Below are 24819 nucleotides of genomic sequence, written 5' to 3' on the forward strand. Positions count from 1 at the left end.
CCGGAAAGGCGCTATTATTATAATTGTACGTGGGAAAACAACACGCAAGGAGTTCCGCCATGCCCGCTACTTCCAAGATGAACACGTATACGACGGTCGATGTTGAGACGGCGTCTCAGGGAAAATTGGTCGTCATGCTGTTCAACGGCGCCATCAAGCGCGCGGAAGAAGCGAAACGTCAGTTGGAAAAGAAGAAATTCGAGAGCGTCCACAACAACCTCATTCGTTCGCAGGAGATTGTGGCCGAGTTGCGCGGTTCTCTGGACATGCGCCACGGCGAAGTCGCCAGAAACCTGGACCGACTCTATGAATACTTCCAGCACCTGCTGATCACGGCCAACGTGAAGAAGACCGAGGCGCCCATCATAGAGTGCATCGATCTGATGACGGACATGCGGGACACCTGGCAGGAGGCCTTTCGCAAGGCGGCGGAGGAACGTCCCCCGGAGGCTCCCCGAATCAACCAGCATGGCGCGGCGGTTCTCAACCTCCAAGGCTGATCTGGCAAAAGCCCCGAAATTCAAAGCCCCTTCCCAATTGGGAAGGGGCTTTTTCATAGGGACCGCTTCCGCCCGGCAACATGAAAAGACCGCGTAAGAAGTGTCGTTCTGCCGTGTGCGGGGCGCCCCGGGAATCGCCGGAGGAAACGCCTCACATGCGCCCTGACTCTTCCCGCACTTTCCCCCGGCCTACCCGTGACTGATCTTCGTCCCCAACAGTTCCAGAAACTGCGCCAGCCATGCGGGGTGGGCGGGCCAGGCCGGCGCCGACACGAGATTACCCTCCGTGTGCGCGGCGTCCACCGGGATATCCTGGAAGGTCCCGCCCGCCGCCGTCACCTCGGGTCCAACGGCCGGATAGCAACTGCACGCGCGCCCCTTCAGCACTCCGGCCGCCGATAGAATCTGGAGCCCGTGGCAGATCGCGGCCACCGGTTTGTTCGTCTCGAAAAAATGGCGACACATATCCAGCACCTGGCTGTTCAGGCGCAGGTATTCCGGAGCGCGGCCGCCCGGCAGCACGAGCGCATCATAATCCGCCGGATTGACGCCGACGAAATCCGCGTTCAGAGCGAAATTGTGGCCCGGCTTCTCGCTGTAGGTCTGATCACCTTCAAAATCGTGAATCGCGGTTCGCACCTTGTCTCCCGTCTTGCGGTCCGGGCAGACGGCGTGCACGGTGTGGCCCACGGCCAGCAGTGCCTGGAAGGGCACCATGACCTCGTAGTCCTCAACGAAATCTCCCACGATCATCAGAATCCTTTTTGCTGCCATTGGTATATCCTCGTAATGGTTGAGTGCCCCGGCGGGGCGCGGTTGTGTTGCCATTGTACACCAGCGCGCCATCGGGTATGTGTTATGCTCTCGCCATGTCACCAACCTATCGCCCGCCCTTCGACGCCATCCAGTGCGCCACCTTCCTTGAACGGCCCAATCGTTTCGTTGTCATCGGAAAACGGTCCGACGGCACCCGGGTTCGCGCTTTTCTGCCCAATCCAGGTCGCCTCCAGGAATTGCTCCTGCCCGGCGTAGAAATCTACCTCGTGCCGGCCGACGCAAGCGCCGAACGAAAGACCGCCTATACTATGGTCGGCGTGGCGGGAAAAGATCGCCCAATCTTTCTTCACACCCATGTGAATAATGATGTGGCGCGCCACCTGCTGGAACGGGGCCGCGTGCCGGGCCTCGAACAAGCGCGGATCGTTCGCACCGAGGTCCCGCTGGGCCACAGCCGCTTCGATTTTCTCCTCGAGGCCGAGGGAAAGCCGGTATACCTGGAAGTGAAATCCTGCACGCTCTTTGGCAACGGCGTCGCCATGTTTCCCGACGCGGTAACGGCCCGGGGCCGCCGCCACCTGGAGGAGCTTGCGGCCCTTGCGAAAAGCGGCGTGCGCACGGCGGTCCTGTTCGTCATACATTCCGGTGAGGTTCGCTGGTTCATGCCGGACTACCATACCGACCCCGCATTCAGCCGGACCCTGCTCGACGTGAGAGACCTCATTGAAATTATTCCCCTGGCGGTTACCTGGCGGCGGGACTTCCGGCTCGGGAGCCAAGTACGCCATGTGCCTGTACCATGGGAACATGTGGCCCGAGAGCTGGGGGATCGAGGCAACTTCCTCGTGTTGTGTCGCGAAACCTCCACGGACCAGGGCGATTACCACGTGCTGGCCGGATGGCGATCATCCGGACTTTTCGCCTGGCTTCGAAAGCTGCACAAGACACCGCGGTTCGACGGGCTTCGCGTCATCGAGGAATTTGCCCTCGTCTCGTCCGTGGATCACGCGTCACAGATCGCGGCCCTGTTCGCAAAGCGCTTTCCCGATATGGCCGCGCCGACCCGTCCCGTCGGCGAAGGGGTGAAGCACTGCGGGGTCTTCGAGCGCGATCCCCGCAACACCCGCGAATTCCACGAGGTGCTCGCCCGTTTTCGTATGGCCCATCCCCGGTGTCCCAAATTGGGAAAGGACGAGTGACTCGGGACAAGCCGGGGCCTTGCCGCGCAAAATGACCATGAATATGGTGGTCGTGTCGGTCGTCCATACCAGCGAAGGGATGAGGAGTTGTCAAGTAATAATTGATTTTATTATTAGGACCCCTTGATTTATTCGCGAATCTATGTTACATATTCGTTTGAATCGAGTGTTGCAGGGCAGCGAGACCGGAAGAATTACTGGGACCATGTGCCCGGTCCTTCGGTCCCTCCCTTGCCCGGCACAATAAGGTAGTGCACCGTGATGGAATCGTTGACGAGGAAAGAGCTCGAGGAAGTCAAACGGCATAAGTATTTTATGTCGGAAGCCTGCGGCTATGACGTGGGCTATGAGGCCGCCTGCGAGGACTGGCTTACCTATCACGCGTCCTCCTTCCGACAACGCGAGCAGGCGCGCATGCTGGACATGCAGCGCGAAGAAATCGCGCGCCACAAGTGGATAGAATCCGAAAAAGCCAACCGTGACCTGGGCCGCGAGGCCGCCCTTGACTGGGTCTTGAAGTATGCCGCCCAATGGCGCGCCTGGTATAACAGCAACTGCCTCGGTTGACAATTTCCCCCCAGGCCCCACACCCTCTCCTTCTCCCTGTGACGGTTGCCCCGCACCTCGTGTGTCCCCCTATCCCAGCTTTCCCGCTGTTTTTCTTCCCCTTCAAAAACTTGTTGCACATTCCGGGTAAGATCGCAATAATGCTGCAAAGCAATTCGACAGGCTGGGCCTGAACTTGGGCGCAAGGGAGATTTGGGGTGCAACTGAATGTTTCACCGGAGATTGGCGACGTACTGGAGAAGGCCGCTGCCATCAGCGCCAACCAGGGGACGTACTTCGTCGGCGTCAGCCAGGTGCTGACCGCGCTTCTGGAATCTGCGGGCCAACTCCCGGAAGGCGTCCGCGAACGCTATTTGAGTGACCTCTTTTCCGTTCAGCGCGAAGTAAACAGAATGGCGTGGACGGGCAATGCGAGCACGCCTTCGGGCGAAACCTTCTACACGCCCCGCTGTATCCAGCTCATTTCCCAGGCGTCGAAGCTGGCTACGCGCATCGGGCATGGAAAGCCATTGGCGGGCCACCTGCTTCTGGCGCTGCTACGCGATGATCTCTCCGCACCCGCCCGCGCCATGGACCGGCTTGGCCTGGATCGCGCCGGCTGCAACCAGCAGCTTCAGGCGGAGCTGGGCTTCGTGTCCCCCCAGGCCTACCACAAGGTCACGCCCCTGCCGGACTATTCCGATGTACAGTTGCAGAATATTCCCGCAGCCAAGGGTGCCCGTGCGGCAAGCGCCGCGGTGGGGGCCTCACCGTCCGCACCCGCGGCGCGCGACGAGATAGTGCCCCTGCCCAACCAGTCGGGACCCCTGACCCGCGATCTCACCGAGGCGGCCCACCGTGGCGCCTTGCAGGAGGCCACGGGGCGCGACGATGAAATGTTCGAGATACTTCAAATCCTCTCCCGCAAGACGAAGAACAACGTGATGCTGGTGGGCGAGGCGGGCGTTGGGAAGACCCAGATCGTCGAGGGGCTGGCGCTCCGGATCGCAAAGGAAGGGAAGAATGGCGGTATACCGCCCTTCCGCATCCTCGAATTGAACATCGCGGCCCTGATGACGGGCACCCAGTATCGGGGGGCCTTCGAAGAAAAAGTGCTCGCGCTGATTGAGCAAGTGAAGCGCTCCGAGCACGCCGTGCTCTTTATCGACGAGGTTCACCTTATTATGGGGGCGGGCGCCACCGACGGCGACGGCATGGACCTGGCCAATCTCTTGAAGCCGGAATTGTCCCGGGGCGAGTTCCGATGCATCGGCGCCACCACCCTCCAGGAGTACCGCAAGTTTGTCGAGAAGGATCCGGCGGTGGAGCGGCGTTTCCAGATGGTGCGCGTGGACGAACTCTCGGCCGAGGCGTCGTATGAAGTGCTCAAGCGCGTGCGGCCAACGCTGGAAAAGCACCACGGCGTCCACATTCACCGGCGCACCCTGAAGGCGGCCATCGACCTGACCGTGCGCTACATGCCCAACCGCAACCTGCCCGACAAGGCCATCGATGTGCTGGATCAGGCGTGTGCGCGCCATCGGCTGCGCAGTCTCATGATGCGTAAGAAAGACCTGCGGGAATCGGACAATCCCGATACCGACGGAGAGCGCAGCGTGACGCCCCATTCCATCCGCAAAGTGGTCAGCCAGATTACCGCGATTCCGCTGGAGCAGCTCACGGCCGATGAGCGGATGTATCTTAACAACCTCGATCAGGTCCTCAAAAAACAATTGATTGGCCAGGACGAGGCGGTCAACCGGGCGGTTTCCGCCGTGAAAAAATCCCGCACGGGCCTCTCCGATCCGAACCGTCCCGATTCCATCATGCTTTTTCTCGGCCCGACGGGCGTGGGGAAGACCCAGTTGGCCAAATTGCTCGCACAGCATCTTTTCGGCTCGTCCAGCCACCTCATCGTCTTTGACATGTCCGAATACAGCGAGGAGCATTCGATAGCCAAATTAGTCGGCGCCCCACCAGGCTATGTGGGGCATGAAGAGGAGGGGGTGCTGACCGGCGCGGTGAAAAATGCGCCCTTCTCCATTTTGCTCTTTGACGAAATCGAAAAGGCTCATCCCCGAATCTTCGATCTGTTTCTGCCCATGTTCGACGAAGGGCGCTTGCGCGATTCGCGCGGGCGCGAGGTGAGCTTCAAGAACTGCATCATCATCATCACCTCCAACATCGGCTCCGAGCTGCTGCTCCAGGCCGAAGTGGCGGTCGCACAGGAGGCGCTGATACAGGCCCTCCGCGATCACTTCCGCCCCGAGTTTGTGAATCGCCTCGATCAGGTGGTGCCCTTCTACCCCCTTCTTTCCGAGGATGTGCGCAATATCTTGCGCCTGGAGGTCAATGCGATCCGGAACCGGCTTCAGGAGAAGCAGATCGGCATCCGCATGTACCAGCGAGCCTACGAGTACATTGCCCGCGAAGGATACAGCCGCGAGTATGGCGCGCGGGAGCTTCGCCGCGCCGTGGATCGCTTCGTGACCACGCCCATCAGCGACGGGTTGGTCGACGGCCGCTTCGAAAGCGGCGATATGATCGATATCCTGATCGAGGGCGATGACACCCTGATCTACCGCAAGGGCAAGCCGGCCCACAGCATGCCGAGGATCGTACCATGAGCCAGCCCGACATGCTGGAAATCATCAACGGCCCGGAAGACGGCACCGAGTTTCCCATCAACCGCGCCCCGCTGATTATCGGCAGTGACATGAGCTGCGAAGTCAATGTCCGCCTGGATGAGGCGGTACAGCGTTACCACGCCCGGCTCACCGCCGTGGGCGATGGCTACCGTGTGCGGAAAATTCATGGCGGCAACCTCGCCGTCAACGGCAAGTCCACCGGCGTAATCCGCTCGAGGGTACTCCGCGAGGGCGGCATTCTGACGGTCGGCAACACGGAATTCCATCTCCGCTGCGCGCCCGACGGTCTGGCGCGCAGGAGCCGGGGGCTCCCCGTAGAGAACGACGTGGTGTGGTCAATCCGCGTGCTCGGGCGTAAGTTCTGGGCCGCCGCCTGGTGGGTGGGCACCTTGAGCGGGGGGACATCCCGATTCGTGCGCGGCCTGGCCGTCCTGTTCATCGTGGCCGTGGTGGCGGGATACTTCCGCCCGGGGCTGCCGGGCGAGATCCAGTATTTTGTGCAGCGGGGTATTGCCAGCATGCTGGAGCTGTTGCGCCCCTTCCTGAACGGACCTTCATGACACTTCGTCCCCGCCGCCGCGCGGCCCTGAAATCGGGAAAATTTTGGCTCCGCGCGCGCCCGCTCCGTCGTGTATACTTTTTACACGGGTAGCAGTCCGGAATGGAGCGTCAGGCGGGCCTATGACACAGATCAAGCGATTCGGCAGGTTGGTGGGGGACAGCCGTCAGATGCGACGGGTCTACACCATGATCCGCAAAGGGGCCGCCGTTGATATGCCGGTGCTCATCATCGGCGAGACCGGCTCGGGAAAAGAATTGGTGGCGCGCGAGTTGCATGATCGCAGCGAACGCAGGCGGGGTCCGTTCGTGGCGTTCAACACCGGGGCCGTTTCCAACGAACTTATCGCCAGTGAACTCTTCGGCCACAAGCAGGGAGCCTTTACTGGAGCCACGGACGACGAACTCGGGCGTCTGCGCGAGGCCCACGGCGGCACCCTTTTTCTGGACGAGATCGGCACGATGGACACGCGCATGCAGATCGCCCTTCTCCGCGCGCTGGAAGAAAAAAAGATTCGGCCCATCGGGGCCAAGCGCGACGTGCCCACCGACTTCCGGCTGGTCGCCGCCACCAACGAGAATCTGGAGAGCGCCGTGCGCGAAGGCCGCTTCCGAGAGGACCTCTATTACCGGCTGAAGGTGCTCTGCATCAAGCTGCCCGCATTGCGGCACCGGAGCGACGATATTCCCATGCTCTGCAAGGATTTCATTCGCAGCATCAATCGTGAATACGAATTCGACATCCAGGGGATCTCCCCCGAAGCCCTGGAGTCCCTGCTGGGCTATGAATGGCCCGGCAACCTGCGCGAACTGAAGAATGTGCTCGCACAGGCCACCGTGACGGCCTCGACGGGCATCATTCAATTGCGCCACATGCCGGGACGCGTCGCCGAAGTCTCCGATCACGATTTCGGTCCATCGCCCCACGATCTGGCGCAGCCCGCCATCGCCCTCGCTTCGGAACGGCCCGGGCCTCCACCCGGCAATGGCGACGGCGGCGCGGGACATGGCCGGGAAGCGGGCGAGAACGGCATCTTTATCCCCGCCGGCCACACCCTTGACGAAGTGCAGCGGGCCTATACCCTCCAGACCCTGGCGCGCTGCAACAACAACAAGACCCTGGCCGCCCGGCAGCTCAACGTGAGCCGCAAAGCACTCTATGACAAGCTTGTGCGCTGGGGCGCGGTCAAGACCTCTGAATAGTGTGCGCAGGCCCCGTGCGCGAGGCGCGGGTGAGGCGCCCCGGTGATCGTATAAGGATTACACGGTCCGGCCCCGGATTGACACCCTTCTTTACGGATCTTGCCCTGTTTTCATTGGCACGCTCCTTGCCCCCTGTTCAGGAGGCGCGGCAGCAACCTGCCGCGCAGGAACCGAAGGAGTTTGAACCATGAACACGTACAAAGTTTGGCCCACCCTGGCCGCACTGACCCTCCTCGCCGCGGGCGGCTGCAAGCAGGAAGCGCCACCCGCACCCGACCAGAGCGCGCCACCCGCGTCGGAAGCGCCCGTGAACACCGAGTCGGAGTTTCACCCGGCGCACCCGGTCGAATCGGGCCGTAGTTTGGAAGAAACGGGCCGTGAGTTGGGCCGGGAAGTTCGCGAGCTTGCCGAAGATGTGAAAGATGAGGCAAAGGACGCGAAAAATGAAATGAAGGATCTGATCGAGGAAGGTCGGGATTCCGCCCGGGATCAATGGAACCAAAGCGCCGAAGCGCTGGACGAGCAGCTCGAAGACCTGCGACACAGGATGGATGAACTGGGCGACGCATCCAGCGCGAAGGCCCGGGAATCCTGGGCCGGCATCGAGGCGGAGCGCGCCGAACTCGCCCGTGAGTTCGAGGAGTTGAAGGCGGCCAGCGAGGCGTCGGCGAAGGATCTGAATGCCCGGATCGAGGCCCGGGTGAAAAAACTCGGAGAAGCCATAGAAGCCTTCAAGGAAGAGTTGGGCAAGTAGTCGAGTGTGTCCTCCAACGCGCCTTCGCGACACCCGCGCGCCACGGTTGAACTGGCTGCGGGGCGCCGCGAAGGCGCGAGGCGTTCAATAACGGATTGGCCGCCTATGCGCCGCCGTCGGGTGCGCCGGTGTCCACTTTGGGCACGGGCGGGAACGCTTCGCCGGGCTTTCGTTCCACCGGCGACACGCTCATGCGCTTCCAGTCAATTTCGCCCTGCGGTTTCGTGTTGACAGGCCGATACTTCCGAAAGGCGTGGTAGTTCCGAAATAGAATTCTCGACAGGAGATCGTCGGGCAGGTTCAGGCCATTGAGGGTTACACCGGGAATGGCGGGGGAGGTGTAGGTCTCCTTCGTGAGCATGTCTATATAGGCCTGAAACTGGACCGGCGCCCAGTCGTCCTTGCGTCCCTTGATCATCACCAGGTCCGTGGCGAACATGAAGCGATCGGGATACTTCTTGAAGATCCGCTTGAACTTGTCCGGCTCCTTCGAAATATAGAGCAGCCGCTCCTTCATGAAGTAGTCGCCGAAACTCACATCCGTGTACAGATTGGGGAAGGTATCCAGAAGCTCCTGCAGGCGATTGCTCTTCACGGTCGACAGGATAAAGTGAGGCGCCACCACCTTCATATCGGGGAACTGGGTGAGCACCGCGACAAATTCCTCCGCAAAGCCTTTCTTCTCGCCGAAGGGATTTACATGCAGCACGATGGGTATGTAGTTTTCCTCGCACCAGGCATAAAAGGGCAGCATGGCCGGGTCGTCCATGGCCACAGGGTGAAACATGTACTCGTGCTTCTTCGTGACGTAGCCGTGGCCCGTGTAGAGCTTCACGCCCGTCGCCCCCCGCCTCACCAGATCCTGGATCTTCGCGAGCTTGTCCGGATCCTCGGGGCTGAGCGTGGGCCACGCCTCGAAGCGCCCGGGGTAGGCCTGAACGATCTTCAACAGTTCCTCGTTGTTTTCGTCGTAACCGGTAAAACCAACGGGTTCATTCAGGGTCAGCGTAAACTTGGAACTGCCCATGAGGCACATGGTCTGAATCCCGAACTGATCCATGGCCTTGAGAAAGAGCGGAGCCTCCGCAAGGCTTTCGATGTGCTCGTGCACATCGACAATGAGCCGCTTCTCCTTCATTTCCGCCAGACTCATGGGGCCGGGATCGACCCAGTCGGTCAAGGGTTCGCCATGGCGCGCGGGCGCGGTTGTCGGCTCGGTCGGCGCAGGCGGTTTCGCTTCGGCGGCGGGCGTGGCCGCCACGTTGGACTTGCCCGCGTCGGCGGTTCCACGGACGGGGGGGGCTCCCCTGTACCCTATCGTCAGAACTACGGCAAAGCCCAGAATAATCGCCGCCCCGACAATCTTGGGAATGACTCGGCTGTTGTTCGAAGTATCGGCTGCCACTCGCCAATCACGCACCAGCGTTTCGTCCGTCTTTTGATCGCCCGCGTGGGTTGCCTTCGCTGGCACGGGCTTAGGCACGTGATTCTCGGGGAGCAGGGCATCCTTGAGTGAGGGCGCGTCTCCGGACGAATCCCGGTGTTCGCGGCGGTTTTTCCTTGGCCCGGGACGGCGCTTCCTGGCCTCGGGAGTGACCATGCCCGGTTTTTCGGGCATGAGGGCATCCTTCAGCGAAGGCTCCTTGTGGTCATGGGGATCGCGATGATCATCGTCGTGGTGCTTGCTCATGGGAGTACTGCCTCTACCTTTGCCGGTGGCCACCGCCGGGGGGCCCTGTTCAGTATACGGATTTGGGCATGCCGGAGGAAACTCGGCGTAGCGGGAAATCGGACCGTTCAGACCGATCCGGCGAATCCGGTTGAATTGAACCCCGAAGGCACGGGCTTCCGGCCTCCATTTTGACCCCCGTATGCATAGTCCGTATAATCACGGATTCCCATGAGCCCGCAGCGGGCGCACCATATCCCGATAGCACCAGAAAGTATGAACCATGAAATTGCTCGTCGAAGGCGCCCCCCTGCGCGGCACCGCGGAAATCCCCGGCTCCAAATCCCACTGCATTCGTGCCGTGGCCATCGCGTCTCTGGCGCCGGGTGAAAGCGTCATTCGCCAGCCCCTCGACTCCGAGGATGCCCGGGCGGCCTTCCGCGCCTATAAGGCCTTCGGCGCGACGATTGTGGACGAGGGCGATGTTTGGCGCGTGAATGGTTTCGGCGGCAAACCCCGGACGCCCGACTGCGTGATTGATGTGGCCAACTCCGGCACCACGATGCGCATCGCCCTGGGCAGCGCCACGCTGAACCCCGACGGCATCACGGTGCTGACGGGCGATAAACAGGTGTGCAGCCGGCCCTGCGGCCCCCTGGCGAAGTCCCTCAATGACCTCGGGGCCAACGTCCGTTCTACGCGCGGCGGCACCACCCCGCCCTTCGTGGTGGAAGGCACACTGCGCGGCGGAAAGACGTCGATTGAAGCCGTAACAAGCCAATATGTCACGTCGCTGCTGATCAACGCGCCGCTCGCCGAGAAGGACAGCCACATTCTCGTTCCGCTGCTGAACGAGCGTCCCTATGTCGGCATTACCCTCGACTGGATTCGACGCCAGGGCATCAAAGTGGAAGCCGCCGACGACTGGAGCGAATTCCACATTCCCGGTGGGCAGACCTATCTGCCCGTGGACCGGCGCATTCCCGGCGACTTCTCCTCGGCGACGTTCTTCCTCGCCGCGGGCGCCATGGGCGACAACGAGGTCTATTCCTCCGGCCTTGATATGGGCGACACCCAGGGCGACAAGGCCGTGGTGGACTACCTCAAACAGATGGGTGCGGAGGTGCGCATCGATGCCGAAGGGATCAACGTGCGCGCGAAGGATCTCGTCGGATGCGAGATTGACATGAACGCCACGCCCGACGCCCTGCCCATGATGGCCGTGGTCGGTTGCTTCGCGAAAGGCACGACGCGATTGGTCAACGTGCCCCAGGCGCGTCTCAAGGAGACCGATCGCATTGCCGTCATGAATCAGGAGCTATCCAAAATGGGCGCCAGGATCACCGAGCTGCCCGACGGCCTGATCATTGAGCAGAGCGACCTCCGGCCCGCCGAAGTGGAGGGCCATGACGATCACCGTGTGGTGATGTCGCTGGCGATTGCCGGTTCCATGCTGCCCGGTACGACGACGATTAACGGTTGTGAGGCGATGAATATTACGTTTCCGACGTTTTGCGAAGCGCTCGTCGGCCTCGGCGGAAAAGCGCGGGTGATCTGAAGGCCTGCGAAGTTATTGCGCAGCGGGAGCACGGACTTTTCAGTCCGTGATTGTCGTGCGACTCCGTCGCACGAAACGCGGGTAAGAAAGCCCGCGCTCCCGTTTCGGCACGACGTAGTGTGACCTCACGAATGGGACCTCTGCGACCACAAAGGCAGCAGGCGGTTGAAATTCAGCCGTCCCTGCAGTCTCAGATGTCTCTGAAATCCGGGTCGTGGACTGTGGCCTTAAACTGCTCTTCAGCCAAGAAAGACTTCCCATGGACTGGCGCTATTTCGATGCCCAACAGGATCAGGACGCGGCGGAACGTCTCTGGCACGAAGCCGGGTGGCTCAACCGTCACGATGCGCAGGCCTGCAAGGGTATGGCCGCCTACACCGCATCCGGAAGGGGCTATGCGGGGCTGGTCCATGGCGCGCCCGAGTGCCTTGTTTTCACAGCCCCGGCCAACATTCGCCACCTCGATGCCGAACTCAGTCTCTGCGGCGTAACGGGCGTGGCCACCAGCCGCAACGGGCGCAAGCAGGGTCTCGCCCTAGGACTTACCGCCCGCGCCGTGGCCGAAGCGGGTCGCGACGGATTCGCCGTGGCGGGGCTTAGCACCTTCGAACAGGGCTTCTACAATCGAATCGGTTTCGGCAATGCCGCCTACGAGCATCTCTGGCGCTTCGATCCCGTCCGCCTCACCGTCTCGGACAAAGTCCGTGCGCCACACCATCTTTACCCCTCCGACTTCGAAGCGGTTCACGACGCGCGCCTGAGCCGAAAGCGATTCCACGGAAGCGTGTCCGTACTCGATCCCCGCATGACGCAGTCCACGCTCTTGCGAACGCCGGGCGGTTTTGGACTCGGCTATTTTGACGGTCCGGGCGAGACGCCCTCCCACGGGCTCTGGTGTGGCGTACAACAAATGATGAGCGGACCCTACGTCGTCGAATTTTTGTTCTGGAAGACGGGGGACCAGCTCCTCGAATTGCTCGGCCTTATCAAGCAGTGGGGCGACCAGATACGCCAGGTGAATCTAGCGGAACCTTCCGGGATTCAGCTTCAAGACCTAATGGATCGGCCCACGCAGCACTTTAACAGCACGGCAGGCGGAAACTTCCCCAGCGGTTGTCAGGGCCGGGCCTGGTTTCAATATCGGATGCTTGACCTGGTGGCGTGTGTCGCCGCAACCCATCTGACCGGTCCGGAGCTGACCTTTAACCTGGAATTACACGATCCCATGGAGGCATATCAGCCACGCCACGCCGATCTCTTCAAAGGAATTGACTGGCGCGGTATCTCCGGCAGCTATCGGGTGTCTTTCGGCCGGGAAAGCCATGTGGACGCGGGCTTCGACGACAGACTCCCCACGTTGACGGCTTCGGTCGGCGCCTTCACCCGACTCTGGCTCGGCGTACGCCCGGCGACCGGCCTGGCGGTGACCGATGAACTCTCGGGGTCGCCGGAACTGCTCCACCAATTGGATGAATGCTTCCGTCTACCCCCACCAATCACCGATTGGCAGTTCTGAGGGGACGGACACGCGCCCGCCACCAGGGCGAGGGAGTGAAACGTTGCGTCAAACCGCCATTGTTGGATTGGGAAGAGAACGTCAACGCGCGTGCCTGTCTCCTGGGGGGGACGCGGACTAAACAGAATCTTCCCCGAGTATTCTTGTACCCTCACGACCTCCAAAGAAATATTGCCCCACAGATCCACACAGATCCGCACAGATAAGAGGAAGAGACGCAACAATTTTCGATTGGGCTATGACGTGATGGGTTGTTCTTGCTTTTTCTGTACAGATCTGTGTCGATCTGTGTGGAGCTGTGGGGAAATACTTTGTTGCTTGCCATGAAGGTGCCGACATTTTTGGGAAGAATCTCGATCACTTTCTATATGTTCCACGTCGAGATTCCAGCATCCCCTGGGACATTTCGCAGACGCGCCGTGGCGGGCCGCCGCACTGTAGTGGGATCTGCTCGGGTGGGTGCTTATTGAAGGCCAACGAAAACTTTGCTACTGCGCAGTTTCGGTTGCGGCGGTACGTCCCTTGGTCGCTCAAAACTGGATCCTGCGGGCTCCGGTATGAAAAGATCATAGGTTCCCGAGTCGAGCGGCCTTTTTCTGCCTGCCGCCCATCCAAAGAAAGAATTTCTGATGAATATTGTACTTATGGGTTCCAAGGGCGCCGGCAAGAGTACCCTCGGCACCGCGCTGGCGGCACTCACCGGCATGGACACCATTGATACCGACCGCCGCATTGAGACCCGCTATCAGGAAACCCAGGGCGAGGCCGCGACCTGCCGCGAGATCTTCAAGGCCGCCGGCGAGGCGGGTTTTCGCGCCCTGGAGCGCGCCGTGGCCCTGGAATCCGCGGAAGCCTCCTACAAACTGATCATTACCGGTGGCGGCATGATGATGGACCCCGATGCCCGCCGCGCCCTGCGCCTCAATGCCATACTGGTCTTTCTCACCGCCGCCCCGGACGTGCTATGGGCGCGCGCCACGGAAAAGGGGCTTCCTCCCTGGCTCACGGGCCCCGAAGGCCGCGTCAAGTTCGAAGAACAGGCCGCCCACCGCACCGAGGTGCTGCGCCCCTTTGCGGATATCGTGTTTGACACCACCGAGGGCAGTCCGGACGAGCAGGCCGCCCGACTCGCGGATTACATCGGCGAGGAACTGGCCGTGCGCCAGACCTCCGCGAATACCTACGGTGACGTGATCCGTATGACCGGCTTCGGCGAGAGCCACGGCCGCGCCATCGGCACCGTGCTCGAAGGCATGCGCCCCGGAATCGAGTTCAGCGAGGAAATCCTCCAGGAGCAACTCGATCGTCGCCGTCCGGGCCAGAGCAAGGTGGTTACCCAGCGCAAAGAGCCGGACACGGTGGAGATCCTTTCCGGCGTCTTCGAGGGCAAGACCACCGGCGCGCCCATTGCCATGGTGATTTATAATCAGGATCAGCGCTCCAAAAATTACGACAACGTCAAGGACGTGTTTCGTCCCGGCCACGGCGACTTCACGTTTTATAAGAAATACGGCTTCCGCGACTATCGCGGCGGTGGGCGTCAGTCCGGCCGCGAGACCGCGTGCCGCGTGGCCGCCGGCGCCGTGCCGCTGAAGATGCTGAAAGAAAAGGGCGTCCGCATCGTCGCCCACGCCACGGAAGTGGCCGGTATCGAAGCGAAGACCGTCGACTACGATTTCATCGAGCAGAACCCCGTGCGCTGCGCCGACCCCGAAGCGGCGAAGGCCATGGAGCAGGCCATTCTCGATGCGCGGAGCGACAAGGACTCCGTGGGTGGCGTGATCCAGTTGGAGATCCACGGGCTGCCCGTAGGCCTCGGTGACCCCATCTTCGGCAAGCTCGACGCGCGCCTCTGCACCGCCATCATGACCATCGGCGCGATCAAGGGTGTGGAAGTGGGGGGGGGCTTTGCCCTCTGCAAGCTGCGCGGCAGCCAGGCCAACGACGCGATGTATGACGGCAAGTTTCTCAGCAACTATGCCGGGGGCATTTTGGGCGGAATTTCCACGGGCGATCCAATTGTGCTGAAGGTGGCCGTAAAGCCGACCGCCTCGATTGCGAAGCAGCAAACGACGACCAACGAGCATGGGGACAACGTGGAGATTGAGGTGCTGGGTCGTCACGATCCGTGCATTGTTCCCCGTGCCGTGCCGGTCATCGAAGCGATGGCCGCCCTGGTCATTCTCGATGCGTGGGAGGTTCAGAGTCGCTTGAATCCGGAGTGGGCGGCGGCGAATCCGCTGTAAGGGGCGAAAAACCGTGGACTAAGTGGACGGGATGGACTAAGTGGACCGAGTGGACTGATGTCCGCCTTAGTCCACTCGGTCCACTTTGTACAAGTTGGAGGGGATCTCTCTCACTCCTCCGTAAACTGAAACGCGTAGAGCTTTCCGCGGGTCAGCTTGATGTGCATCTTTATCGGCTTTCCGATCAGCGACGACACATCCGAGTTGCCCTTCCAGTAGATCGTCTGGTCAATGAAGTTGCCGCCGATTTCTTCACAGTCTTCCAGGGTGAAACCCGGAATCGGCGTGCCCGATTCATCGCGCAGTTCCACAAAGGCCGTCCCCATGGCTCCCGTGTCGATGTTGAGCCGCAGCTTTTTTCCGGTGAAGGTGAGCACCGGCGTCTCCAACCAGCCGCCCTTGTGATCCGCGTCGATGGAGTAGTAGCCGTCCATGCGCTGCTTGATTGCGCCCACACCGCCCAGATTCTCCACGTCATCGTACTCGGCGCGGATGATCAGCCCGTCGTGGGTGCGACCACTGGCGGTGTAATACTGGAACAGATAGTTGCCGCGCCGCGCGATGCCCTGGGCCATGGTGGCGTACCAGCGATCCCATTCATCGCCCAGGCCGGTGGGGAAGTAGGGCTCGCGGGAGGGGCGGTCCCACTTTACGCCGTCGCGGCTGACCGCAAGCTGAATCTCCAGCACACCGAAGTCCTCCCACTGGCCGGGTGCCTTGGGCCGCAAGAAGGGCTGGCGACTGGGCATGAAGTGGCGGAAGGGGGCCAGGGCCATGAGGTAGGTGTTCTGGGCCCAGGGGTAAATCGTAGCCGAGTTGTAGTAGAAATCCGAATAGGGGTCGTCTTCCGCATCCGTTTCCAGAATGGTCGCTGAATTCGCAGGTGTGAGGAGCCAGTCGTCCTTGTCGGTCTTGGTGTAAGGCCAGGGCTTCAGCGGATCGTCGGTAACGATGCGGGTGATGCGCCGCTCATTCTCCGCATCCCGCTCCAGCACGCGCGTGTAGATTACGTAGGAGCCGATTCGATCGTCCCAGAGCACGATTGGGGGATTGTCGCAGTAGAAAGGGAGCACCTGGCCCACCTCGGTGAAACTCAGACCGTCGGCGGAGTAGGCCGCCTGCACACCGTGTTTCGCGGTGTCGAAGGGCGTGTCGAGGGTCAGGTAGAACATCTTGTAGCGCTTGGCGGGGTCTTGCTCGTGGGTGTCCAGAAGCAGCGTCGGGAAGATGCCCCGCCCGATGGATTTGCCCGTGTGGGTGAAATGGAGGCCGTCGTCGCTCTCGTATATCGTGAGGGAATCGGCGCCGATGTAGAGGCGCACCTTGCCTCCCTCCTCCATGACCTGGTTCACGTGGCCGTGGATGCGGTTCCCGTTCTGATCCAGCAGGGGACCGATCTTCTGGCCCTGATTCATCCGCCGGTGGGTGTTTTCCGAGGCTGCGATGAAGCGGTCGTCGAAGAAGAGCTGCTTCTGATTGCCCACGGGGATGGGTTCGGGGAAGGCTCTGGGGGAGAGGATGGCGATGAGGCAGGCCACTAAGAGGGTGGGGCGCATGGGTACTCCTGGGTGGTGAGGACGGGCGATTGAACATTTCTTAAGCATGATACTCATTGGACTCATAAAGTTGCATGGTGGTGGTGGGTCATATGGGTCTTATGGGTCTTGGCGGATCCACCCATTTAGACCTGTAAGACCCATTCTTTCCCCCGGGCTCGCTCCTGAGCCCCCGTTGCCCCCCGGCCACCCACAGGCTCCCACACAAGACACCCCTGCCAGTCTTGTGGTATTTGACAGACTTGCCACTATATGTAGTGGTGCTGTGGTAAACACCTCACACTTCGGCCCATTTTTGCAGGTTCCGTTGTGTTTTTGTGTTGACTTGGTGGGTGAGTAGTGGTAAATTGTGGGTGGTAAGGGTTAAATCGTGGGAAAGACCAATCGTGTATTACGGTGAATCACAGACAGCCATCGACGACAAGGGACGGATCACCGTCCCCCAGCAGTTTCGTCAGGTGATGGAAGTCCATGATCACGACACGTGGTTCATGACCCGCGGCTTTGACGGCGCGATTTTCCTGTTTGAGAAGTCGCAGTGGGAAAAGTTGAAAGACCTCGGAAGCGGCCATAGCCCCCTCGACCCGCGGATGCTCGATTTCCGCCGGATGTTTCTGGGCAGTGCCGCGAAAGTGAAGCTGGACAAGGCCGGGCGCCTCGCGGTGCCGGCCCTCCTGCGGGAATACGCGGGCCTGCAAAAGGACAGCGTCTTACTGGGCGTAGAAGACCACCTGGAGCTCTGGAGCAAAGAAGGTTGGTGTACCTTCCAGCAGCAGCAGATGGCGAGTTATAAGCAAATGGCCGCGGAATTGTTCGCCGCGGCGAAGTCCGGGAACGGAAAAACAGAAGGAGCGGAGCGGGATGTTGACCATTGATAAATTTGAGAACGGTCTGGTCACGGTATTGCGCCTCGACGGCGATATCGACGAGGACGGCATGAACGTGCTGCGCCTGAGCCTCATGGAGTGCATCCAGGCCCAGCGCTGCCACGTGGTCGTGAATCTTTCCCAGGTGAAGTTCGTCAGCTACATGGGCGTTGGTGTGCTCGTGGAGCGCCTGCGCCAGTTGCGCGCGGTTAAGGGCGATCTGAAGCTGACGGGTGTGAATCTCTACACGGAGCGTCTTTTCCGTATGGTCGGAATCACGAATGTGTTTGAGACTTTCGCCACGGAAGCCCAGGCGGTTCAGTCCTACGCCGAAGCGGCCTGATCCGGGTCCTTCGCAACGCTTTTCCAGGGAGGAGCGTATTCCACACGGATGTGGCGTTGTAATCCCGAGAGGATGGCCAGGTGCTTCATATCCCCGTCATGGCCGATGAGGCCCTGCACTGGTTGTCGGTTCGTCCCGACGGTGTGTACGTGGACGGAACGGCGGGTGCGGGTGGACATTCCTCGCTGATTGCGGCGCGCCTTTCGGGCGGCAGGCTGCTGGCTCTGGATCGGGATCCGTCGGCGGTGGTGCTTGCGGGCGAGCGGTTGCGCGAATTTCCCTGCGCGACGGTGCATCACGCGAACTACGCCGAACTGGCGTCCGTGCTGGCGGTGGCGGGAATTGACGGTGTGGACGGCGTGCTCATCGACGCGGGTTGTTCCAGCATGCAGATCGACACGGCGGGTAGAGGCTTCTCCTTTCAGGAAAACGGCCCCCTCGACATGCGGATGAACCCGGAAGCTGGCGAGCCCGCGGCCGCGCTCCTGCGGCGCTGGTCCCGCGAGGAAGTCGAGAGCATACTGCGTGACTATGGCGATGTGGGCCCCGCGGGACGGATCGCGACGGCGATTAAGGAGGCCGCCTTCGGTGGCCGTCTTGAAACGACCCATGATCTTGTGGCGGCGGTGAAGGCGGCGCTCCCCTTTCTATCGGAAACGCCGGAAGAGGTCCGAACGGTCTTCCAGGCGATTCGCATCGCGGTGAACGATGAGCTCGCGGGATTGCGCCGGGGGGTGGAGGCGGCGATCGACTGTTTAAATCCGGGCGGCCGACTGGTGGTGATTGCATTTCACTCGGGTGAAGATCGGATCGTGAAGCAGGTGATGCGGGAGGCCTCCCGCAAGCGCCATACGCTCCATCCGGACGGACGGGTGAAGGCCACGGAAGCGGCCCGATTGAAAGTATTAACCCCGGGGCCCGTGGAAGCGGGCGCGGGGGAGTGTGCGCGCAATCCACGCGCGAAAAGTGCCCGGCTCCGAGCCGGGGAGCGGTGTTGAGCGCCGCGGAAAGAGGCATCATGAAACGATCGACCATGAAGAAACAGCGCCGGGTGTTGCGGGGTTGGGTCAAGTGGGTGCCCGTGGTGGCGATTCCCTTCTCCATTCTCTTCTTCCACACCTGGCTGAACATCCAGATTCTGCGCGCCGACTACGTGCTGCGCGAGCTCGACGGTGAAGCCCGGGAGTGGGCGGATCGCCTCAACCATACCGGCGTTGCCGAGACCATCCACGAAGATCCCGCCATGCTCGCCGAGCAGGCCGAGCAACTCGCATTTGTGCAGCCCAGCCCAGGCCAGCGCGAGATTATTTACTTCGATCCCAACGTTCCTCTGGTCGCCCCGGAAGACGCCAACATCGCCGTCGCCCAACGCGAAGGCGGGAGCGAGTCCAACCCCGTGGCGACCGAGTCGCTGAGCGATCAGTCGATACCCGTCCCCGCGCCGCCGGTGGAGGGCGCATATTCCGCGACCTTGGACGAAGAGCCCGCCATCGAGCTCCCCGCGGTGGAATCGGTGTCGGCGGTATCACCGGCCAACATTCCCGAGGCGGTGTTCCCGGCGGCGGTTCCGGTCGCGCAGGAAGCGGCGGAGACCGTAGTCACCGGCGCGGCACTGGAAACCCCGGAAGCGCCTGCGGTCGAGGAGGTAGTGGATCTCGAGTCGGCCATGGAGTCCCTGGAGTCGCTTTGAGGTCCGCCGGCGAGCGCGGCTGGCGCCGATGAATGGCCGGAGCATCCGAATTCGCCGCGCGATGGAATGAGTAAGAACCGGGCCGCACACCGCGCCCGAAGTTGGGAGCAAGGTCATGTTCAGGTCGAGATCGGGCGCTAAGAAAGAAGAGCTGTCCCCCTATGGGGAGCGATTAAATCCCCACCAGCAGCGCAGCGCGCGCCTCATGATGACGGCCTTTCTGGCCGTCTTTGCCGTTATCGCCCTGCGCCTTCATTTCGTTCACCTGATCCCCAACAAGGCCCTGAACGTGGAGGAGGCGAAGCACATCGGCGAGGTGACGCTTCGCGAGCCCCGGGGCGAAATCTACGACCGCAACGCGATCCGTCTCGCGACCAACAAGAGCGTGCCCTCGCTCTGGGTGGACTGCACCACGCTGGAGGATCCCGCCGCCTTCGCCGCCGCCGTGGCCTCCCCCCTCGGCCTCGAAGCCGGAGAACTGACCCGGCGCCTCAACGAGCGCACGCCCGACGGCAAGCTGTACAAATTCAAGTGGGTCAAGCGCTGGGTTACCGAGCCGGCGGAAGAGGCCGCGCTGGCCGACCTGCTGGTGGAGTGGGAGAAGATCCTCCACGTGCGTTACGAGTCCCTGCGCCACTATCCCCAGCGGACCGCGGCCGCCCAACTGCTCGGCTTCGTGAATCGCAACGACGAGGCCTCCGAAGGGGTGGAGCTGAGCTACGACAAGCACCTGAGCAGCGAGCAGGGCGTCTACCGCGCGCGCACGGATACGGCCCGGCGCCTGCTGGAATCGCGTGTGCTTGAGTACACGCCCGCCCGGGCCGGTGAGGCGCTCCAGCTCACGCTGGACGTAAACATCCAGCATCACCTGGAGGAAGTGATCGACCAGCGACTGATCGACTGCAAGGCATCCAAGGGTATGGGGATCCTCATGAATCCCCACACGGGTGAGATCCTCGCCATGGCGACACGCCCGGCCTACGATCCGAACTTCTACGAATCCTACACCGACGAACAGCGAAAAAACATCGCCATCGTGGACGTGTTCGAGCCCGGATCGGCCTTCAAGATCGTGGCGGCGGCCGCGGCGCTTGAGGAGGGCCTGATCACGCGCAAGACGATGATCAACTGCGAGAATGGCGGTTTCAATCCCTATGGGCACTATATCAAGGACCACCACCCGCTCGGGGTGGAACCCTTTGAGCACTGCTTCGCGGAATCCAGCAACGTAGCCATTATCAAGGTGGCCAAAATGGTGGGTCCGGAGCGTTTCGAGCAATGGATCCGGGCCTTCGGATTCGGCCAGCGCACCAGCCGGGACTTTCCGGCCGGCGCCGAGAGCCCCGGCATCTTCCGCCCGCGCAAGCAGTGGAACGGCCTGTCGATGGGCTCGCTGCCCATGGGGCAGGAAATAGCCGTAACCATGCCCCAGCTCGCCCGCGCCTTCTCGGTCATCGCCAACGGCGGCTATCTGGTCGAGCCCTACTTCGTGGAGCGGGCTATTGCCAAGGACGGCACGGAAACCTACAAGCACCAGCAGGATACGCGGAAGCGCGTTATTTCGGAAGAAACCGCGAAGACCATGCGTGAATTGCTGAACTTTGCGGTGCAGACCGGCACGGGTGACGACGCCGCCATCGCGGAGTACGACGTGGGCGGCAAGACGGGCACCGCCCAGATGGCAAGCGCCACGGGTCGGGGCTACGACAAGGACCGCTATACCACGGTGTTTGCCGGTCTCGCCCCCATCAACAACCCGAAGCTCGTCTGCGTGATCGTTATCAAAGAACCCATGATCGCCCGCAACTTCCGCTATGGTGGTTACGTCTGTGGACCCGTGTTCAAGGACGTGGTGCGCGACGCGCTGGTGCGATTGAACGTTCCGGCGGATCATCCTCCTGAAGCGGGGGAAGAGGTGAAAGTGGCCAGGGCGATGCCCGTGCCCACCGCTGCGGAGGCGGCCGCCGCGGAGGAAGTTCTCCCCGTCGACGGCGATACCGTGGTGGAACGGCTGAGCGAGGAAGAGATCGAATCGCTCATGCTGGCGATGGAAGATCAGATGGAAAGCCTCGACGGACTGGAACTAACCGCGCCAACCGGGGATGTACAGGCTGGAGATCCCGTCCTGCCCGATCTCACGGGTCTGACAAAGCGCCAGGTGTATGAAAAGCTTCAGGCTCTCGGTCTGCCGTGGGACCCCCGGGGTTCCGGTCGGGTCGTTTCCCAAAGCCCCGCGCCGGGTACGCCCGCGAGCCCGGGCACGCTGTGCGTGGTGGATTTCGCCCGAGGTCCGCTGGAAGTGGCCGAGATGGACGAATCAAGTGACGCGTCGAAAGCATCGGAAAAAGTGAATGACCAGTCATGACCTATGCGAAATTCTGGGCCTGCCCGCGGGCGGAGTCCCGGACTTTGTCGCGCTGGGCATCGCTGAAGACTCGCGCAAGGTCGTTCCCGGCGATCTGTTTATTGCGGTTTCGGGCGAGAAGGTGGACGGCCACGCCTTCGCCGCCGCCGCGGCCACTTCGGGCGCCGTGGCCATCCTGGGGAATCGCGCCGGACTGAACGCCCTCGAAAATCTTCCCTATCTGTATGTGGAGAACCCGCGCCGCGCCGCCGCGTTGATTGCCCACAAACTCGCGGGCGACCCCACGGCCCATCTGGCGGTGATCGGTATTACCGGAACGAACGGCAAGTCCAGCACGGCTCTGCTCACCCAATCCATTTTTCACCATGCCGGCCGCCCGGCGAGCAACTACGGCACCCTGGGCTACGAGATCGGCGGGACCATGCACCACGCGGATCACACGACGCCTTTTGGTCATGAGCTTGCCCGTCTGTTCAAGCAATCCGTGGATGCCGGGGACATCCATGTGGTCATGGAAGTCAGTTCCCACGCGCTGGATCAGGAGCGCGTCGCGGGCATTCATTTTCGCGGTGCCGCGTTCACGAATTTGACCCAGGACCACCTCGATTATCACGCGACCATGGAGGCCTACCGGGACGCCAAGCTGAAGCTCTTTCGGCGCCTTTCCGGCGACGACGCCTTTGCCGTGATCAACTTTGCGGATCCGGCTGCCCCTCATTTTCTGGCGGCCTCCGCCGTCCGCACCATCACCTTCGGCGAGGGCGGCGCCATTCAAGCCAAAGACATACGCCTCGGCATGGGAAAGACCCGCTTCACCCTCTCGACCCCCGAGTGCGGCCGGGAAGTATCAATTAACCTGCTCGGACTGCACAACGTGCAGAACGCGCTCTGCGCCGCGTCCATCGCCTACGGCATGCGCCTCGATCTGGAGGCCATCGCCACGGGTCTCGAAAAGGTCGCGCGCGTGCCGGGTCGCTTCGACGCCGTGGATTGCGGCCAGGATTATTACGTGATTGTGGACTACGCCCACACGGAAGACGGGCTGAAGAATGTCTTGGAGGCCGCGCGCGCCCTTTGCAAAGGAAAAATCATCACCGTTTTTGGCTGCGGTGGCGATCGGGATCGGGGCAAGCGCCCGAAGATGGGGAAGATGGCGGGTACCTTAAGCGACTATTGCGTGCTGACCTCGGACAATCCCCGGAGCGAGGACCCCCATCGGATTCTCCTTGACGTGGAAGTGGGCTTGCAGCGCGCCGGAAGAAGTAAAGAAGAGGACTACGTGGTCATTGAAAACCGTGAGGAAGCGATCCGCCATGCCATCGGGCGGGCGAAACAGGGCGATCTGGTCATGATCGCGGGCAAGGGCCACGAGGACTACCAGATCCTGGCCGACAAGACGATTCACTTTGATGATCGGGAAGTCGCGGCCGCGGCCATCGGGGCGCGGGGCTGATGGGCTGGCGCTATACTCTCAACGAGCTCGCCGCGTGGTTGAATTGTGATGCGGGCGCCCACGGCGATGTGGCCGTCACCGGCGTTTCGACGGATACGCGCACGATAGCGCCCGGCGACCTCTTCGTAGCCCTGGAAGGGCCGAATTTCGACGCGGACGATTTCGTGGCCGCAGCCTTCGTACGGGGGGCCGCCGCCGCCATCTGCAAGCGCCCCCATGCCGAGGGCCCTTGCCTCGAAGTAACCAATCCGCTCGGCGCGTTGCAGTGTTGGGCCACCCGCCATCGCATGAGTCACGATATCCCCATCTTCGCCGTGACCGGTTCCTGTGGCAAGACGACGACAAAAGATCTCACGGCCGCACTGCTCGAAAGCCGCTATACGGTCGTGAAAACCAAAGGCAACTTGAACAACGACATCGGCTGCCCGCTTTCGCTCCTGCGCATCGATCGGGACACCTCCTTCGCCGTAATCGAGATGGGCGCGAACCACGTCGGGGAGATTGACCAACTGTGCGGCATCGCCCGACCCACGGAAACCGCGGTGACCATCGTCGCGCCGAGCCACCTCGAAGGCTTCGGCAGCATCGAGGCCGTCGCCAGGGCCAAGAGCGAAATTGTCAACAGCCTCGACGCCGACGGGTGCTTCTATAAGAACATGGACAATCCCTGGTGCCGCGCCATGGGCGAGAACTTCCGCGGTGAGATTGTGCGCTTCGGTCGCGAGGGGGACGTGGTTCTAAAGTCCCAGTCCTTCGATGCCTCCGGCGAAATGGTGCTGGATATCGACCCTGTCGGTACGATTCGTCTGCCTCTGCTTGTGCCGGCGCACGCGACCAACGTGCTGCTCGCCGTCGCCGTGGGGTTGCGCCATGGCATCACGGAATTCGAAGGACCCCTGCGCGCCGCCTGCGGCGCCGCGGCCCGCTTCAAGGTGCGGACCGTGGGGCCCTTTGAATTACTCGACGATACCTACAACGCCAATCCCGCCAGCATGGCCGCCGCACTGGAGGCGCTCGCCGCCCGCGCGGTCAAAGGAAAGCGCATCGCCGTGCTGGGGGGAATGCTCGAGCTGGGCGAAGACGCCGCGGCCCTGCATCGGCGTGTCGGCGGCCTCGCCGGAGAGCACGGCGTGGACGCCGTGTTTGCCTACGGCGAGCACGCTTGTGATATCATAGCCGGCGCGCGCGAGGCCGGAATCCTCCGGTCGGAAGCGTTCGATTCCCACGAAGCCATCGCCGATGCCCTCGTTCTCTCAGCCGCACCAGGCGATTCCATACTTCTCAAAGGCTCCCGAGGTATGCGCATGGAACGCGTTGCGGAGCAACTGGAGCGGCGTTTCCCGCCGGTCGGCGAGGAGTAGCCCCCTAGTTT

The 24819-nt window shown here is 61.8% G+C and carries 20 protein-coding genes; 17 read left to right on the forward strand and 3 right to left on the reverse strand.

What is annotated here, in order from left to right:
* Positions 1–59: 59 nt before the first annotated feature.
* A complete protein-coding gene (gene fliS / locus JNK74_21545) occupies positions 60–500 on the forward strand; it encodes a flagellar export chaperone FliS (GenBank protein MBL7648770.1) in 441 nt (146 codons plus the stop codon).
* A gap of 189 nt (positions 501–689) precedes the next feature.
* Here fliS and JNK74_21550 read toward each other — a convergent pair whose 3' ends face one another.
* Entirely contained in the window at positions 690–1274 is a 585-nt protein-coding gene (locus JNK74_21550) for a DJ-1/PfpI family protein (protein ID MBL7648771.1), read from the reverse strand.
* A gap of 95 nt (positions 1275–1369) precedes the next feature.
* On the opposite strand from JNK74_21550, the gene sfsA reads away from it, so the two are divergent.
* From sfsA to JNK74_21580, 6 genes are all read left to right on the forward strand, one after another.
* On the forward strand, positions 1370–2476 hold the full coding sequence (gene sfsA, locus JNK74_21555) for a DNA/RNA nuclease SfsA (GenBank protein ID MBL7648772.1): 1107 nt from the start codon (positions 1370–1372) through the stop codon (positions 2474–2476).
* 315 nt (positions 2477–2791) lie between these two features.
* Positions 2792–3043 (forward strand): hypothetical protein, encoded by a 252-nt coding sequence (locus tag JNK74_21560; GenBank protein MBL7648773.1) that lies wholly within the window; start codon positions 2792–2794, stop codon positions 3041–3043.
* A 197-nt stretch (positions 3044–3240) separates the two neighbouring features.
* Positions 3241–5649, forward strand: coding sequence for an ATP-dependent Clp protease ATP-binding subunit (locus tag JNK74_21565; protein MBL7648774.1), 2409 nt, complete (start codon positions 3241–3243; stop codon positions 5647–5649).
* Entirely contained in the window at positions 5646–6230 is a 585-nt protein-coding gene (locus tag JNK74_21570) for a hypothetical protein (protein ID MBL7648775.1), read from the forward strand. The genes JNK74_21565 and JNK74_21570 overlap by 4 nt, the downstream gene beginning before the upstream one ends.
* A gap of 121 nt (positions 6231–6351) precedes the next feature.
* Positions 6352–7431, forward strand: a complete 1080-nt coding sequence (locus tag JNK74_21575) for a sigma-54-dependent Fis family transcriptional regulator (GenBank protein ID MBL7648776.1) — start codon at positions 6352–6354, stop codon at positions 7429–7431.
* Positions 7432–7618: 187 nt separating this feature from the next.
* On the forward strand, positions 7619–8185 hold the full coding sequence (locus JNK74_21580) for a hypothetical protein (protein MBL7648777.1): 567 nt from the start codon (positions 7619–7621) through the stop codon (positions 8183–8185).
* A 103-nt stretch (positions 8186–8288) separates the two neighbouring features.
* Here the strand turns inward: JNK74_21580 and JNK74_21585 are convergent, their stop codons facing one another.
* Entirely contained in the window at positions 8289–9875 is a 1587-nt protein-coding gene (locus JNK74_21585) for an amidohydrolase family protein (GenBank protein MBL7648778.1), read from the reverse strand.
* A gap of 262 nt (positions 9876–10137) precedes the next feature.
* On the opposite strand from JNK74_21585, the gene aroA reads away from it, so the two are divergent.
* The 3 genes from aroA to aroC all read left to right on the forward strand — a co-directional run bounded on the left by aroA (position 10138) and on the right by aroC (position 15174).
* Positions 10138–11412, forward strand: coding sequence for a 3-phosphoshikimate 1-carboxyvinyltransferase (gene aroA, locus JNK74_21590; GenBank protein MBL7648779.1), 1275 nt, complete (start codon positions 10138–10140; stop codon positions 11410–11412).
* A 259-nt stretch (positions 11413–11671) separates the two neighbouring features.
* Positions 11672–12928, forward strand: a complete 1257-nt coding sequence (locus JNK74_21595) for a sterol carrier protein domain-containing protein (GenBank protein ID MBL7648780.1) — start codon at positions 11672–11674, stop codon at positions 12926–12928.
* Between the two features lie 629 nt (positions 12929–13557).
* Complete coding sequence (gene aroC, locus JNK74_21600; protein MBL7648781.1) at positions 13558–15174, forward strand: chorismate synthase; 1617 nt, start codon at positions 13558–13560, stop codon at positions 15172–15174.
* Positions 15175–15284: 110 nt separating this feature from the next.
* Here the strand turns inward: aroC and JNK74_21605 are convergent, their stop codons facing one another.
* The gene (locus JNK74_21605; GenBank protein MBL7648782.1) at positions 15285–16730 is read right to left on the reverse strand and encodes a hypothetical protein; all 1446 of its coding nucleotides are present in this window, start codon (positions 16728–16730) and stop codon (positions 15285–15287) included.
* Between the two features lie 386 nt (positions 16731–17116).
* On the opposite strand from JNK74_21605, the gene JNK74_21610 reads away from it, so the two are divergent.
* The 7 genes from JNK74_21610 to murF all read left to right on the forward strand — a co-directional run bounded on the left by JNK74_21610 (position 17117) and on the right by murF (position 24808).
* Positions 17117–17605: a division/cell wall cluster transcriptional repressor MraZ gene (locus tag JNK74_21610; protein ID MBL7648783.1), complete on the forward strand. Its 489-nt coding sequence runs from the start codon at positions 17117–17119 to the stop codon at positions 17603–17605.
* Positions 17592–17939 carry an STAS domain-containing protein gene (locus JNK74_21615; protein MBL7648784.1) on the forward strand — a complete coding sequence of 116 codons (348 nt, stop codon included), beginning with the start codon at positions 17592–17594 and terminating at the stop codon, positions 17937–17939. Before JNK74_21610 ends, JNK74_21615 begins: the two co-directional genes overlap by 14 nt.
* Positions 17940–18019: 80 nt before the next feature.
* A complete protein-coding gene (gene rsmH, locus JNK74_21620; protein ID MBL7648785.1) occupies positions 18020–18937 on the forward strand; it encodes a 16S rRNA (cytosine(1402)-N(4))-methyltransferase RsmH in 918 nt (305 codons plus the stop codon).
* Positions 18938–18957: 20 nt separating this feature from the next.
* Positions 18958–19629 carry a hypothetical protein gene (locus tag JNK74_21625; GenBank protein ID MBL7648786.1) on the forward strand — a complete coding sequence of 224 codons (672 nt, stop codon included), beginning with the start codon at positions 18958–18960 and terminating at the stop codon, positions 19627–19629.
* 115 nt (positions 19630–19744) lie between these two features.
* Positions 19745–21994, forward strand: coding sequence for a transpeptidase family protein (locus JNK74_21630; GenBank protein MBL7648787.1), 2250 nt, complete (start codon positions 19745–19747; stop codon positions 21992–21994).
* Positions 21981–23447 carry a UDP-N-acetylmuramoyl-L-alanyl-D-glutamate--2,6-diaminopimelate ligase gene (locus tag JNK74_21635; protein ID MBL7648788.1) on the forward strand — a complete coding sequence of 489 codons (1467 nt, stop codon included), beginning with the start codon at positions 21981–21983 and terminating at the stop codon, positions 23445–23447. The genes JNK74_21630 and JNK74_21635 overlap by 14 nt, the downstream gene beginning before the upstream one ends.
* Positions 23447–24808: a UDP-N-acetylmuramoyl-tripeptide--D-alanyl-D-alanine ligase gene (gene murF, locus JNK74_21640; protein MBL7648789.1), complete on the forward strand. Its 1362-nt coding sequence runs from the start codon at positions 23447–23449 to the stop codon at positions 24806–24808. Before JNK74_21635 ends, murF begins: the two co-directional genes overlap by 1 nt.
* Positions 24809–24819: the final 11 nt, after the last annotated feature.

The organism is Candidatus Hydrogenedentota bacterium, assembly GCA_016791475.1.
In the GTDB taxonomy this organism is placed as follows: domain Bacteria; phylum Hydrogenedentota; class Hydrogenedentia; order Hydrogenedentales; family JAEUWI01; genus JAEUWI01.